Below are 14,451 nucleotides of genomic sequence, written 5' to 3' on the forward strand. Positions count from 1 at the left end.
CTCCAATAAAGTGTTTGATTAGCTCATTTGCACCTATGGTGCTTTGTTGCTGATAAATCAGCTTTTTTTAGAATTACGCTTGACGTTTTATGTTCGTTCAGTTTTCAAAGAACAATCTCATTCGCTTCAGAAGCGACTTTATTAATATATCATCCTACGCATTATATGTCAATGCTTTTTTAAAAGTTTTTTTCTTTAAAGTTTTAAAGGATGTTGTGTCGTTGTGACGACTCTTAATATATTATCAGCATTATATTAATATGTCAACAATATTTTAAAAGAAAAAATCAGTTACTAGAAATACGTAACTGATTACCTATCCCATTAGACTTTGACTCTTATATGACATACATTTCGATTGCCACTAGCGCGCATATACCCGGCACACCTAATATCCCACTAATGGCTACAGTAGCTATATTAATAGGCAAATGAATGCCAAATTGATTTCCTACTGTATTTAGTACAAATAATAAGAGTGCACCAATGATTATTTTTATAAGGCCTTGTCCAATCCACTTAATTGGTCGAAAAGAGGCACCCGCTACTAATAGAAAGAGAATGAGAATACCTAACCCTGAGATAATCCAAACTGGCTCCAAATAAAAAACCCCCTCTATTTAAGGAAACTTGTACAACCAATGTATGAACAAGCACCTAAAAAAAGACCTTGAGGAGGTATAAAAATTAATATCGAACACTAACGTTTCTTTTTTTTGCTTCCTTGAACAGATAAAAGTATTTTGCCTCAGCAAGCTTAGCTTCACTAATTGCTTCCGCTGAAGGATCAAAACTTTTTTCAATTAAAGATTTTTGATTCTTCCATTCATCCTTTAATTCTTTTAACTGATCTAATAACTTCTCATCATATTCCTTACGAAGCCATCCTTTTTTACGAAAGAACATCGCATACACCTCTCACTATACTTCTCTTCTTCCCTCTAAAGCTTTTGAAAGTGTTACTTCATCAGCATATTCAAGGTCTCCTCCTACTGGTAATCCGTGAGCTATGCGGCTCGCCTTAATACCAGAAGGTTTAATGAGACGAGAAATATACATTGCTGTTGCCTCGCCCTCAATATTAGGATTGGTTGCCAAGATGACTTCTTGGACGGTTTCATCCTGTAATCGTTTTAACAAATCGGGAATATTAATATCTTCTGGGCCGATCCCATCCATTGGTGAAATAGCACCGTGCAAAACATGGTACAAACCATTAAATTCCTTCATTTTTTCCATGGCGATAACGTCTTTAGGGTCTTGCACAACACATATGACTGATCGATCTCTTCTTTGATCTTCACATATATAACAAGGATCCTGATCTGTTATATGGCCACACACAGAACAATAAGATAGATTTCTCTTCGCATTCACTAATGCCTTAGCAAAATCTAGTACAGTGTCTTCTTTCATACTTAATACAAAAAAGGCCAACCGAGCGGCTGTTTTCGGTCCGATTCCTGGAAGCTTCATAAAACTATCAATCAGTTTTGATATCGGTTCAGGATAATGCATAGCTGTCTCCCCCTCTTTCATCAAAGACGAGAGCATTTGACCGAGAGACGTTTAACAACAAACTCTTTCTCATATAACTCTTCTCTTTGACTCTTAGTCTGATAGTGAATGCTTTAAAAAACGCCGCTCAGGAAAACCAGCGGCGCTTCTTTTCGTTTATCCGTATTAAAACATCCCAGGCAAGTTCATACCTTTTGTGAATTGCCCCATTGTATTATTTGTTAATTCATCACATTTTTTAATTGCATCATTTGTTGCTGCTAAAACTAAATCTTGAAGCATTTCGATATCTTCAGGATCAACAACTTCCTCTTTAATATTTACTTCTAAAACTTCTTTATGACCAGAAACAATGACAGTTACCATGCCACCGCCAGCTGTTCCTTCAATTCTTTCTTCTCCTAATTCTTCTTGCGCTTGCGCCATTTTCTTTTGCATTTTTTGCATTTGCTTCATCATATTTTGCATATTACCCATACCACGCATAATTTCTTACCTCCTAATATTTATTTAATCTTTAATTTCAATAAGATCTTCACCAAATAATTTCATTGCCTCAGATACAACAGGATCTTCTTCCTCATTTTCCATATCCTCTGCCGTATCATCTCCATTCGCCTTTTGATACTGAAGAAATGATTGGCGAATGGACTGCCATTGTTCATCTGGTAAACCTAAGACCTGAAACCTCTTTCCGCTTAGTTCAAACAAAGATTGCGTTAGAGTTTCAATAAATTTATGATTCTCCATCGCCATTTGACAATGAATTTCATATTTGAATTTTATAATAAAAACTTGATCAGATGCAGCAACAGGCTCTGCTTCGTTTAATAATGCTGCTTGTGAGCGCATTTGATTGTGTACGAGGCGTTCTAACATTTCACCCCAATGACTTTTAACCATCATTAAGTCCTGTTTTGTTGCCTGCTTCAACACCTCATTTATTCGGCCTACAGGCGCTTGATATCCTTTTTTAGATACACGCTGTGGCTTTTTTGCTTGAGGTGCTACTGATTCTTCTGATACTTTAACACCTTGCGCTTTTATTTGTGATAACTCTTTTTCTAATTGATCAATTCGTGTAATTAATGGTTGAACATCTTCTGCACTTTGCCCTTTAATTTGTTCTTGCTGACAAAGTTTCACAATTGCTACTTCTAAAAAAATTCTTGGATGATTCGTCCAGCGCATCTCTTGCTGGGTTTTATTTAAGTGTTCGATCAAATGATAAATTTGTTCTTGTGACACCTTTTCTGCTAACTCTATGAATGTTTCTTCTAAAAGAACTCTTTCCATCGATTCTTCAAGATTAGGTGCTGCTTTATATAATAGCATATCTCTATAATAAAGAATAAAATCTTCTACAAATCGTGCAGGATCTTTCCCTTGAAAAAGAAGTTCGCCTAATATTTCTAAGCCGTTAGCTGCATCATGATCAACGATAGCTGTTGCTAACTGATTAAGAAAACCTTGGGAAACAGCACCTGTAACGGCTAGAGCATCATCAACTGTTACACTCTCATCACTAAATGAAATTGCTTGATCCAATAAACTCAAGGCATCACGCATACCACCTTCAGCAGCTCTGGCAATAATTTGTAGTGCTTGGGTATCACAATGAACACCACTTTCATCTATAATCATTTGCATACGATTCACAATCGAAGTCGCAGTAATTCTTTTAAAATCAAAGCGCTGACATCTAGAAATGATTGTTAGTGGAATCTTATGCGGCTCTGTCGTTGCTAATATAAAAATAACATGCTGGGGTGGTTCTTCTAATGTTTTTAGGAGCGCATTGAATGCTCCCATTGACAACATATGCACCTCATCAACAATATAAACTTTATACTTAACCGCACTTGGTGCATATTTCACTTTATCTCTTATATCTCTAATCTCTTCTACACCATTATTAGATGCGGCATCAATCTCAATGACATCAGGTATGGACCCATCAGTAATCCCTTTACACGCATCACATTCATTACATGGTTCATTAATTGGTGCTCTTTCACAGTTTACGGCCTTTGCTAAAATTTTCGCCGCACTCGTTTTACCGGTTCCTCTTGGTCCAGTAAAAAGATAAGCATGCGAAATTTTTTCCTGAAGCAGGGCGTTTTGCAATGTTTTTGTTACATGCTCTTGCCCTACTACATCAAGAAATGTTTGTGGGCGCCATACACGATACAATGCTTGATAACTCAATTGGCACGCCCCCTTCTTTTAGTGTCGTATTTATTATAACGTATCTATTTTCTATTTTACAAAAAAGGATAGGAAAAAAACAAAAAACTCATTCTTGAAGAATGAGTTTTATAATTATATGTATATAACTGCCGTGCACCTATCTTCGACTGACGCCCATAAGCGTTACTTTAGCAGTTAGCTCAGCTCAGGCAACCCTGCGGCACATGAGAGAGTCCACTTAATGCTGCTTCCTTCCGGACCTGACATGGTTCATGGGTTCCCATTGCGCAGGACCCAAGCGTCAACACCACTTACTAAAGGCAGACCCTACAGGACATCAGCCTCAGAATAGGAATTCAGTCTCGCTAGAGCGGATTGCGAGTACAGGACACCGCTACCTTCCCACCTAGCACGGCAAAATTGATACCAATATTTAAGTTGCGTCATTTCGACGCATATTCAGTATACTGTTTTTAAATTAAAATTGCAATGCCTAACATTTCTCTTGCTTCTTTTGTTCTTTTAAAAGCTTCTTTTCAGCCTTTTTTCTAGCTCGTAATTGTGAAAAAAACGTGGATAACAGTTCCCCACATGCTTCACCCATTACTCCAGCAACCACCTCACATTGATGATTAAACCTTGAATCATCTAACAAATTCATTAATGTCCCGCAACATCCACCTTTTGGATCAGTCGCTCCGTAAACCACCCGTTTCACTCGTGAAAGAACAATAGAACCCGCGCACATCGGACAAGGCTCGAGTGTAACATAAAGGGTTGTGTCCTCTAATCGCCATGTACCGAGCTTCCCACATGCTTCTTCTATCGCAAGTAATTCTGCATGCGCAGTCGCTTTTTGTGCCGTTTCCCGTAAATTATACCCACGGGCAATTATTTGTCCATTTAATACAATGACAGCACCAATTGGAACTTCATTAATCTCTCTTGCCTTTTCTGCCTCTTTTATCGCTTCTAACATAAATTGTTCATCTATACTCATATACTTCATTCCTTTAAATACCATAGCGTTTCTTTCAGTGTAATTCTCTTTGCTTTTACAAACAATAAAAAATCGTAAAAGCCTACCTTTTATCTCAACAGGTAACGTTTGAAATCCTTATATCTTTTCTAATTAAAAGGGGTTGATTTTGATTGAATTTAATAACCGAGAAGCAAACCGCATTAATTATTATTGACATGATTAATGATTTTCAATTTAAACATGGCGAAGTACTGGCTAAAAAAGCTTTAAAAATGACCACAAGCATTAATCTTATTAGAAACCAATTTCACCAACACAAGTTACCGGTAATTTATATCAATGACCATTATCAGCTCTGGAAAGCTGATATAGAAAAGATAATGGCCTACTGCAACAATCCCATAAGTTCACCAATTATCCAAACAATAAAACCATCAAGTGACGATTACTTTCTAATCAAACCGAAACATTCTGCATTCTACGGTACTGCACTTAATACACTCTTAAATCAATTAGCCATCGATAAGCTAATAATGGTTGGTTTGGCAGGAAACATTTGTGTGCTTTTCTCTGCAAACGATGCTTATATGAGAGAGTATAAATTACATATACCCGCTAACTGCATTGCTTCTAATGATGACCACGATAACGAAAACGCCTTAATTATGATGAAAGATGTTTTGAAAGCAAATATCGACCCTTTGCCATGAATGTATCATGTATTGCCCACTCCCTTCATAAGTTATTTATAGTGTAATTAAATCATTAAATTTTGAATGCCTGTATTTGATCTATACTGAAACATTTAGGGAGGGTTTTACTTGCAAATACATGTGGTAAGACAGAATGATTCGTTAAGTGGTATAGCGATGGCCTATAGCACAACCATACAAGATTTAATCGATGCGAATGAATTACAGAATCCTAATCAACTTGTGGTCGGTCAAACGCTTGTTATTCCAATCATTGGTAGCTTTTATTGGGTACAGCCTGGCGATACACTCTATTTAATTGCACAACGATACGGCCTCACCGTGGAAGAGCTTGTAAATATCAATCAAATCTCACAAACAAACCCTTTAAGGGTTGGTCTACGCTTATACATTCCCGAGCGTCCAAAAACATCTGCCGAAATAAACGCCTATGTTGAGCCTAGAGGAGACACCGTCTCGGAAAACTTAATAGAAGCTTCAAGAAGTGCAGCACCCCATCTTACTTATTTAGCACCATTTAACTTTCAAGCGCTAAGAGATGGTTCGTTGCAAGAGCCGCCTTTAGACGAATTACCTGCTATTGCTGAACAAAATCAAAATGTCCTCATGATGGTCATATCTAATCAAGAAAACGCACAATTTAGTGATGAGCTAGCAAGCATACTACTCAACGATCAAGACATTCAAAACACATTCCTCAACAATATTGTTGCAACAGCAAAAAAATACAACTTCAAAGATATCCATTTTGATTTTGAATTCATTCGACCAGAAGATAAAGAAGCTTATAACCAATTCCTAATAAAAGCACGTGATCGCTTCCACCAAGAAGGCTGGCTCATATCAACTGCCCTTGCTCCTAAAACTAGCGCAGATCAAAAAGGGAAATGGTATGAAGGCCACGATTATAAAGCACATGGCGAAATTGTCGACTTCGTCATCATCATGACATATGAATGGGGATATAGTGGAGGACCTGCTATGGCCGTTTCACCTATCGGACCCGTGAGAGATGTCCTTGAATATGCAATAACAGAAATCCCGCCTGAGAAAATTATGATGGGACAAAATTTATACGGCTATGATTGGACGCTTCCTTTTGTTCAAGGAACGATCGCACGTGCTATTAGTCCACAACAAGCTATACAAATTGCCCTAGAAAATAATGTGGCCATTCAATATGATCAAGAAGCACAAGCACCCTTCTTTTTATACACAGACAACGAAGGAAAAAGACATGAGGTTTGGTTTGAAGATGCCCGATCCATTCAAGCGAAATTTGATTTATTGAAAGAGTTAAAGCTAAGAGGAGTAAGCTACTGGAAACTTGGTCTAGACTTTCCACAAAACTGGCTCCTCATTGATGAAAATTTTAATGTCGTCAAACGGTAAATCTATTTTAATCTCCTGTCTATTTTTTCATTCTTCATAGAGGTCTGACCTGTGTTAAAATGGAAGTTATGTTAGCTTAGGGGGAGACAAATAGATGAATCAAGTACCTTTTATTACAGTGGAAGGGCCGATTGGCGTAGGCAAAACCACGCTAGCCACAGCCCTTTCCACCCATTTTAACTACCATCTATTAAAGGAAATCGTCGATGAAAATCCATTTCTCGGAAAGTTTTATGAGAATATCGATGAGTGGAGTTTTCAAACCGAAATGTTTTTCTTATGTAATCGATATAAACAGCTGAAGGATATAAAAGACCGTTATATTTTGAATGATATGCCTGTCGTAGCTGATTATCATATTTTTAAAAACTTGATTTTTGCTAGTAAATCTCTTGAAGCACCTGAATATGAAAAATATGAGCAAATCTATCATATTTTAACGGATGATATACCGAGACCAAATATCATTATTTATTTGCGGGCAAGCTTAGATACTTTACTAAAAAGAATTGAAAAGCGTGGACGCGAAATAGAAAAAAATATAAGTCCTCTCTATCTTGAACAATTATCCATTGATTACGATCTTAAAATGCAGGCATTTGAAAAACAACATCCGGATATCCCTATCCTTCACCTTGATGGTGATCAATTGGACTTTGTTCATAATAAGAATGACCTGCAATACATTATTGATATGGTAACAACGAGTATACAAACAAGGAGCACAAAAGCATGAATAGAAATAACTACGGCATACCAAATAACGCAATTATCACTGTAGCAGGAACGGTTGGTGTCGGAAAATCAACAATGACCAATTATTTAGCAGAAGCACTTAACTTCCGCACTTCTTTTGAAAAAGTGGACACAAATCCTTATTTAGACAAGTTTTATGCCGACTTTGAAAGATGGAGCTTTCATTTACAGATTTATTTTCTTGCTGAAAGATTTAAAGAACAAAAACGGATGTTCGAATATGGTGGAGGATTCATTCAAGATCGATCTATTTATGAAGATACCGGCATTTTTGCTAAAATGCATTATGAAAAAGGAACAATGTCACCAGTTGATTATGAAACCTATACAAGCCTTTTCGAGGCGATGGTTATGACACCCTATTTCCCACACCCTGATATTTTAATTTATTTAGAGGGCTCCCTAGAAGATATACTGGCGCGCATTAAAGAACGAGGGCGTCCAATGGAACAACAAACCTCCATTGACTATTGGAAAGAGATGCACGAGCGCTACGAAACCTGGATTGATCAATTTAGTGCATGTCCTATTTTACGGTTAAATATTAATGAATATGACCTTGTCTCTAATCCATCAGACATCGATCAAGTACTCGAAAAAGTCGGCCACACATTAAAACAAACAATATAAAATATTTGCCTGTACTTAAATGGTACAGGCTGATTTTTGCTTAAAAATAAAAAAAGCCGCTACTATAAAGTAGCGACTCCATATCTCCAATTAATTATGCGCATGTTAAAAGTTATAATGGCGGAGGAAGAGGGATTCGAACCCCCGCGGGCTTTAACACCCCTGTCGGTTTTCAAGACCGATCCCTTCAGCCGGACTTGGGTATTCCTCCGTTTCGACAAGAAATAATATATCATCTATTGAAATAGAAGTCAATAGATTTTTTGCATAAATTCTCAAACAAGCATGTGAGAACTTTAAAAATAGGATCTGTCCTAAAAAACAGACCCTATCACCTTACTTATTTTGCTGGATTTATCACTTCTTTATTCCCCATATAAGGACGAAGTACTTCTGGAATAACCACACTACCATCAGCTTGTTGATAATTTTCTAATATCGCAGCGACTGTACGTCCCACTGCTAACCCAGAGCCATTTAATGTATGAACATTCTCCGGCTTGCCTTTAGTATCACGACGGAAGCGGATATTTGCACGTCTTGCTTGGAAAGCTTCAAAGTTACTACAAGAAGAAATTTCTCGATAATTATCGTAGCTAGGCATCCATACTTCAATATCGTACTTCTTCGCAGCTGTGAATCCTAAATCAGCAGTGCACATACTCATGACGCGATAAGGTAAACCAAGCAGTTGTAAAACCTTCTCTGCATTTTTCGTTAATTTCTCCAACTCGTTATAAGAGTCTTCTGGTTTAACAAACTTCACAAGCTCAACCTTATTAAACTGATGCTGACGAATAAGACCTCTCGTATCACGGCCAGCTGATCCAGCTTCAGAACGGAAGCACGCACTAAATGCGGCATAATTAATTGGTAATTGCTCAGCACTTAAAATTTCATCGCGATGCATATTCGTGATTGGTACCTCTGCCGTTGGAATAAGGAAATAATCCTCACTCTCAATTAGAAAAGCATCCTCTTCAAATTTTGGTAATTGTCCTGTACCGGTCATACTTGCACGATTAACCATATATGGTGGTAGCACTTCTTCGTATCCATGTTCTTCTGTATGGAGATCCAACATAAAGTTATACAATGCGCGCTCTAATCTAGCACCTAACCCTTTATAAAATACAAAACGACTGCCAGTTACTTTTCCTGCCCGTTCAAAATCTAAAATACCAAGCTCAGTCGCTATATCCCAATGCGGTTTAAATTCAAAATCAAATCCCTTTACTTCTCCCCATTGCCAAGCTAAGACATTGTCATCCTCTGTCTCACCAACGGGTACACTTTCATGTGGGATGTTTGGAATACTGAGTAAGATAAGCTCTAATTCAGCTTCTACTTCGCGTAACTCATGGTCTAAATCCTTAATTTGGTCGCCAACCTCCCTCATTTCAGCAATTAATTGGTCCGCATCTTTTTTCTCTCGTTTCAAAACAGCCACTTGCTGTGATACTTCATTTCTTTTGCTTTTAAGCTCTTCCGTTTTTACAAGTAATTCTCGGCGTTTTACATCCAAATCCTCAAACTTCTCAAGATCGGAAATATCTTCCCCACGGTGTTTTTCTAGTTTTTCCTTTACTTCAGCAAAATTAGCTCTTAAATATTTGATATCTAACATAGCCTTTCCCTCCATATTCAAATTTGTGAAAACAAAAAACTCCCGTCCCCTATAAAGGGACGAGAGTTACCCGCGTTGCCACCCTAGTTAAAAGTATAGTCCATACTTTTCACTTTAAATCTTTAACGAGGTTTACCCGAGAGCTTTTACTTACAAAAAATGCGTTCCAAGCTCTACGCAAAGGATGGATTCTCAAGTGCTTTTGTCTGGTTTGCACCAACCACCAGCTCTCTATGGCAAAAGTGTACTTGATACTACTTCCTTCTTTATGCTTTCTTTTATTCAACTTATTAGTAATACATAATTTACTATAATTATAAGCCAAATGCAACTACATTATTCAAGAAAACCAACCTTTAACAGTAGATGCAACACTGTCCCAAACATCTCCAAAGAATCCACCAACACCACGCATAGATAAAACGAACCAGTTCGCTTTTTCAACCGATTCAGAAGCGATGACATCAACTCTTGTTTGGTTAGCATTTAAAAATTCAATCGCATTACCATCTTTATCTTCAACCGTTAAATAACCAACAACATCACCTTTTTTTACAGGAGCTGTTAATTGACCTTGATCATTTAACAAATCTTCATTGATCACAAGCTTTGGTTGATAATTCTCTTCTTCACCATTTTTAACAGTTAATGTAATAGCCTCTTTTGATTCAATCGTTACTGCATTTTCTTTCCCTTTTTCAATGGCAAGCTTTTCTTTATCTTTTACTTGATAGCCAGCAGGAACGATCTCTTTTTTATCAAAATTAGAGAACGCGTAATCAAACATTTTCTTTGTTTCGTCGAATCTAGCTTGATTATAGCCAGAATCGCCGCCACCCTTTGCATTCATAACAACTGTTACATATCTTTTTCCATCACGTTCAGCTGTTCCTGTAAAAGAAGAACCAGCAAAATCAGTTGTTCCTGTCTTTAACCCATCTACACCTTCATAGCCGTAGACCAGTTCAGGTAACATCCAGTTCCAATTTTCCATATCAATTTTATCTTCAGTGCCTTCTCTAAATGTTTTTCTAGGAATGCTCGCTGTTTCTAAAACTTGAGGAAAATCCGTGAGGAGCGTTGTCGCTAGTTTAGCTGTTGCTCTAGCAGACATCACATTTTCTTCATCTTCATTACCTGTCGAATGGTAACCTTTTAAATCCTTGTTATTTAAACCAGAAGAATTGACGAATTTATAATCTTCTAACCCTAATTCCTCTGCTTTTTCATTCATCATTTGCACAAAGTTCTTTTCAGAACCTGCAATTGTCTCAGCAATGGCAATTGTTGCTCCATTTGCGGAATAAATAGTCATTGCTTCAAATAATTCCTTAATGCTGTATGTCCCATCTCTTCTAAGAGGAACATTCGAAAGCGCTGTGTCATGAGACACTTTCCAAACGTACTCACTTACAGCATACTCTTGATCCCATGATACTCGACCTTCATCAATAGCTTCTAATAAAAGATACTCGGTCATCATTTTTGACATACTTGCAATACCAAGCACCTTATCAATGTTTTTCCCGTATAAAACCCTACCTGTTTCTGCATCTACTAGAATAGCTGCATCTGCATTAATATTAAGTATATCTTCTTTTGCACTTGCTTTATGTACATTTGGAAGAATGCCTAACACCATAATCAAAACCAAGAAACTTGCAACAACTTTACGATATCCTTTTCTTCTCAATTCCAAAGCCCTCCAACTTTTTTTTCAGCTTTTGTTATTTTATCATAAGATGTCCTTCATGGATACAAACAACCTTTTCCTAATCTTGGCGTTTTCATGAACATCCCTCTTCTTTCTCTATTCCTTAGGTCAATCCGCCTGAGAAAACACTGTGCATTTTGCTAACAATGACGAAAGTCTGATCTCTTTCCAAGCAAAAAAAAAGTAAGAGGACCTGCCCTCTTACTTTCTTAAAAAAATTATAATGAATAATTTGGTGCTTCTTTCGTAATTTGGATATCATGTGGGTGACTTTCTTTAAGACCAGCACCTGTCATACGGATAAACTGTGCATTTTCTCTTAAGAATTCTAAATTTGCTGCCCCGCAGTAACCCATACCAGAGCGAACGCCACCAACTAACTGATAAATTGTATCTGCTAATGAACCTTTAAATGGAATACGTCCTTCAATGCCTTCTGGAACGAATTTCTTATTATCTTCTTGGAAGTAACGATCTTTTGATCCTTTTTCCATAGAAGTAACGGATCCCATCCCACGATAGACTTTAAATTGACGTCCTTGGAAAATTTCTGTTTCACCTGGACTTTCAGATACACCAGCTAACATACTTCCTAGCATAACTGCATGTCCACCAGAAGCTAATGCTTTCACGATATCTCCTGAATATTTAATCCCACCATCAGCGATAATCGCTTTACCATGTTTACGTGCTTCTGTTGCACAATCATATACCGCTGTAATTTGTGGCACGCCAACACCTGCTACCACACGAGTTGTACAAATAGATCCAGGTCCAATACCTACCTTTACAACATCAGCTCCAGCTTCAAACAATGCACGTGTACCTTCAGCAGTAGCTACATTACCTGCTACAACCGTCAGGTCAGGGTATTTGTCTTTAATTTCTTTTACTGTATTAATAACACCCGCTGAGTGGCCGTGAGCCGTATCGACTACTACTACATCAACTTGAGCTTTAACAAGTAACTCTAATCTTTTCAATGTATCTTTTGTTATACCGATTGCTGCACCAGCAAGTAAACGGCCTTGTGCATCTTTCGCTGAGTTAGGGAACTCAATGACTTTTTCAATATCTTTAATAGTGATAAGTCCTTTTAAAACACCATTATCATCAACAAGAGGTAATTTCTCAATTTTATACTTTTGCAGAATTTTTTCTGCTTCTTGTAGCGTTGTACCTACTGAAGCAGTTACTAGGTTTTCTTTCGTCATTACATCAGAGATCTTAATAGAGAAATCTTGAATGAAACGAAGGTCACGGTTTGTAATAATACCAACAAGTTTTTGTTCTTCAAGATTATTTACAATTGGAACACCTGATATACGATATTTGCCCATTAAATGTTCAGCATCATACACTTGTTGTTCGGGAGTAAGGAAAAACGGATCAGAAATAACGCCACTCTCAGAGCGTTTTACTTTATCAACTAAATCTGCCTGTTGCTCAATGGACATGTTTTTGTGAATAATACCTAATCCACCCTGTCGTGCCATTGCAATAGCCATTTCAGCTTCAGTTACTGTATCCATACCAGCACTGATAATTGGAACATTCAGCTTTACCTTTTCAGACAGTCTCACCGACAAATCGACATCTTTCGGCAATACCTCAGATTTAGCAGGGACAAGCAGTACATCATCAAAAGTTAAACCTTCTTTTTCAAATTTAGTTTCCCACATTTTTTTGACCTCCTGAACATGAAAATATTATTAGTAGGTTATCAATTGGACAAAATACTGTCAAGGACACTGCTATAAGTTGGATTTTTCAGATTATTTGGAGGTTGTATATTTTGAAGCATTCTTACGACAATTGGCAATCATATTTACCCTTTTTTTCAACAGAAACAACCAAAGCATTTTTAGAAAAAAGTTATCAAAACGAAGGAATTGAACAAGCATCACAAAAGAGTTTTGAAAATACTTATCCGTTTATATATTACATTGAACACGGTAAGGTTTACTATGAACAAGCCGCAGCTGCCCCGTTAATCATTAAACCTATTCTCTATTTCTACGGCCTAGTTCATCTAATAAAAGCTTGTATTTTAACTATTGACCCTCTTTATCCAGATACGACCTCCGTACTGGCTCATGGAGTTTCGACAAGAAAAAAGAAAAAGCAGCAATACCTCTTTTTAAAAGATGAAGTGAAACTACAAAAGAGTGGCTTATTTCCATATATGGCAGAAAAAATGTTCCATATGAAACATCTAGAAGGGGACAAATTTTATATGGTTGATTTATTGAGACAAATCCCAGAGATGGAAATAATGTTTCAGTCTATCCAAAAAGAACAAACATTTATTGATATAAAAAAAGAAAAAGATGACTTCTTTGTTCCAATATCTATTCTTAATCATTATCATATGACTGAATCGAGATTTTCTACTTTTCTTTCCGAAAAACTACAAGTGGATGGAACAGATATTCTCTATACGAAGGAACATATAAAATTCCCTCAAAACAAAGAGATCAATCGATATTTCAAATATAATATTGTAAATAAAAATTATTCATTACCTATCGAAAGAAGTCCATTAAATGATTATCCAGAATTATTTTCCCATTACTTAGTACTCTATAATTTAAGCATGATTGCCAGATATGAAACAGAATGGTGGAATGAATGCATTAAGTTAATGACAAATAATGATTATCCATTTATCCATCAGTTCCTCGATTTGACAGAACAGAAAAGCCCATTTCTCATTTATAATTTTCTTGATTCAAGAAATTTTCATTGCCAAGGAAATAAAAAGAGATGATAGAAGATTTACATTGGAAATAAAAAAAATAATAATCACAAAAAAAGAGCACATACAAATGATGTGCTCTTTTATCTTGCCCGGCAACGTCCTACTCTCACAAGGGGACAGCCCCTAACTACCATCGGCGCTGAGAAGCTTAACTTCCGTGTTCGGTAT

The 14,451-nt window shown here is 36.9% G+C and carries 14 protein-coding genes, 1 tRNA gene, 1 rRNA gene, 1 other RNA gene and 1 other annotated feature; of the genes, 5 read left to right on the forward strand and 12 right to left on the reverse strand.

The annotated features are described in order from the left end of the window. Positions 1 to 338: 338 nt before the first annotated feature. The 7 genes from LCM23_RS25300 to tadA all read right to left on the reverse strand — a co-directional run bounded on the left by LCM23_RS25300 (position 339) and on the right by tadA (position 4,708). Positions 339 to 602, reverse strand: coding sequence for a pro-sigmaK processing inhibitor BofA family protein (locus LCM23_RS25300; RefSeq protein ID WP_224939296.1), 264 nt, complete (start codon positions 600 to 602; stop codon positions 339 to 341). 85 nt (positions 603 to 687) lie between these two features. Then, the gene (locus LCM23_RS25305) at positions 688 to 906 is read right to left on the reverse strand and encodes a YaaL family protein (protein ID WP_095371311.1); all 219 of its coding nucleotides are present in this window, start codon (positions 904 to 906) and stop codon (positions 688 to 690) included. A 15-nt stretch (positions 907 to 921) separates the two neighbouring features. Further along, positions 922 to 1,518 (reverse strand): recombination mediator RecR, encoded by a 597-nt coding sequence (gene recR, locus LCM23_RS25310; protein ID WP_224939297.1) that lies wholly within the window; start codon positions 1,516 to 1,518, stop codon positions 922 to 924. 165 nt (positions 1,519 to 1,683) lie between these two features. Next, positions 1,684 to 2,007 carry a YbaB/EbfC family nucleoid-associated protein gene (locus LCM23_RS25315; protein WP_373370968.1) on the reverse strand — a complete coding sequence of 108 codons (324 nt, stop codon included), beginning with the start codon at positions 2,005 to 2,007 and terminating at the stop codon, positions 1,684 to 1,686. A gap of 21 nt (positions 2,008 to 2,028) precedes the next feature. Then, entirely contained in the window at positions 2,029 to 3,726 is a 1,698-nt protein-coding gene (gene dnaX, locus LCM23_RS25320) for a DNA polymerase III subunit gamma/tau (RefSeq protein ID WP_224939298.1), read from the reverse strand. 131 nt (positions 3,727 to 3,857) lie between these two features. Beyond that, positions 3,858 to 4,123: signal recognition particle sRNA large type (gene ffs, locus LCM23_RS25325), an RNA gene on the reverse strand. Between the two features lie 78 nt (positions 4,124 to 4,201). After that, on the reverse strand, positions 4,202 to 4,708 hold the full coding sequence (gene tadA / locus LCM23_RS25330) for a tRNA adenosine(34) deaminase TadA (RefSeq protein WP_224939299.1): 507 nt from the start codon (positions 4,706 to 4,708) through the stop codon (positions 4,202 to 4,204). A 161-nt stretch (positions 4,709 to 4,869) separates the two neighbouring features. On the opposite strand from tadA, the gene LCM23_RS25335 reads away from it, so the two are divergent. The 4 genes from LCM23_RS25335 (at position 4,870) to LCM23_RS25350 (ending at position 8,181) form a co-directional block, all read left to right on the forward strand. After that, positions 4,870 to 5,400: an isochorismatase family cysteine hydrolase gene (locus LCM23_RS25335; RefSeq protein ID WP_224939306.1), complete on the forward strand. Its 531-nt coding sequence runs from the start codon at positions 4,870 to 4,872 to the stop codon at positions 5,398 to 5,400. 111 nt (positions 5,401 to 5,511) lie between these two features. After that, on the forward strand, positions 5,512 to 6,795 hold the full coding sequence (locus tag LCM23_RS25340) for a glycoside hydrolase family 18 protein (RefSeq protein WP_224939300.1): 1,284 nt from the start codon (positions 5,512 to 5,514) through the stop codon (positions 6,793 to 6,795). A 94-nt stretch (positions 6,796 to 6,889) separates the two neighbouring features. Beyond that, on the forward strand, positions 6,890 to 7,531 hold the full coding sequence (locus LCM23_RS25345; protein ID WP_224939301.1) for a deoxynucleoside kinase: 642 nt from the start codon (positions 6,890 to 6,892) through the stop codon (positions 7,529 to 7,531). Next, positions 7,528 to 8,181, forward strand: a complete 654-nt coding sequence (locus LCM23_RS25350) for a deoxynucleoside kinase (protein WP_095371318.1) — start codon at positions 7,528 to 7,530, stop codon at positions 8,179 to 8,181. Before LCM23_RS25345 ends, LCM23_RS25350 begins: the two co-directional genes overlap by 4 nt. A 118-nt stretch (positions 8,182 to 8,299) precedes the next feature. Here the strand turns inward: LCM23_RS25350 and LCM23_RS25355 are convergent. The 4 genes from LCM23_RS25355 to guaB form a co-directional block, all read right to left on the reverse strand. Then, positions 8,300 to 8,392: transfer RNA gene (locus LCM23_RS25355), tRNA-Ser, on the reverse strand. Between the two features lie 129 nt (positions 8,393 to 8,521). After that, on the reverse strand, positions 8,522 to 9,808 hold the full coding sequence (gene serS / locus LCM23_RS25360) for a serine--tRNA ligase (protein WP_224939302.1): 1,287 nt from the start codon (positions 9,806 to 9,808) through the stop codon (positions 8,522 to 8,524). A gap of 52 nt (positions 9,809 to 9,860) precedes the next feature. Next, positions 9,861 to 10,086, reverse strand: a binding site (T-box leader). Between the two features lie 62 nt (positions 10,087 to 10,148). After that, positions 10,149 to 11,450, reverse strand: coding sequence for a D-alanyl-D-alanine carboxypeptidase family protein (locus LCM23_RS25365; RefSeq protein ID WP_224939307.1), 1,302 nt, complete (start codon positions 11,448 to 11,450; stop codon positions 10,149 to 10,151). Positions 11,451 to 11,740: 290 nt separating this feature from the next. Continuing rightward, entirely contained in the window at positions 11,741 to 13,204 is a 1,464-nt protein-coding gene (gene guaB, locus LCM23_RS25370; RefSeq protein WP_224939303.1) for an IMP dehydrogenase, read from the reverse strand. A 113-nt stretch (positions 13,205 to 13,317) separates the two neighbouring features. Here guaB and LCM23_RS25375 point away from each other — a divergent pair, with 113 nt between their 5' ends. Further along, positions 13,318 to 14,292 carry a YaaC family protein gene (locus LCM23_RS25375; protein ID WP_224939305.1) on the forward strand — a complete coding sequence of 325 codons (975 nt, stop codon included), beginning with the start codon at positions 13,318 to 13,320 and terminating at the stop codon, positions 14,290 to 14,292. A gap of 78 nt (positions 14,293 to 14,370) precedes the next feature. Here LCM23_RS25375 and rrf read toward each other — a convergent pair. Further along, positions 14,371 to 14,451 (reverse strand): 5S ribosomal RNA (gene rrf / locus LCM23_RS26320); the annotation flags it as partial.

The sequence above is a fragment of the Cytobacillus kochii genome (assembly GCF_020171845.1).
GTDB lineage: Bacteria > Bacillota > Bacilli > Bacillales > Cytobacillaceae > Cytobacillus > Cytobacillus kochii.

Excerpts from the sequence above, each read along its gene's own strand:
- LCM23_RS25305 (WP_095371311.1), bottom strand. The coding sequence starts at position 906 with ATGTTCTTTCGTAAAAAAGGATGGCTTCGTAAGGAATATGATGAGAAG.
- recR (WP_224939297.1), bottom strand. The coding sequence starts at position 1,518 with ATGCATTATCCTGAACCGATATCAAAACTGATTGATAGTTTTATGAAG.
- tadA (WP_224939299.1), bottom strand. The coding sequence starts at position 4,708 with ATGAGTATAGATGAACAATTTATGTTAGAAGCGATAAAAGAGGCAGAA.
- LCM23_RS25345 (WP_224939301.1), top strand. The coding sequence starts at position 6,890 with ATGAATCAAGTACCTTTTATTACAGTGGAAGGGCCGATTGGCGTAGGC.
- LCM23_RS25350 (WP_095371318.1), top strand. The coding sequence starts at position 7,528 with ATGAATAGAAATAACTACGGCATACCAAATAACGCAATTATCACTGTA.
- serS (WP_224939302.1), bottom strand. The coding sequence starts at position 9,808 with ATGTTAGATATCAAATATTTAAGAGCTAATTTTGCTGAAGTAAAGGAA.
- LCM23_RS25365 (WP_224939307.1), bottom strand. The coding sequence starts at position 11,450 with ATGGTGTTAGGCATTCTTCCAAATGTACATAAAGCAAGTGCAAAAGAA.
- guaB (WP_224939303.1), bottom strand. The coding sequence starts at position 13,204 with ATGTGGGAAACTAAATTTGAAAAAGAAGGTTTAACTTTTGATGATGTA.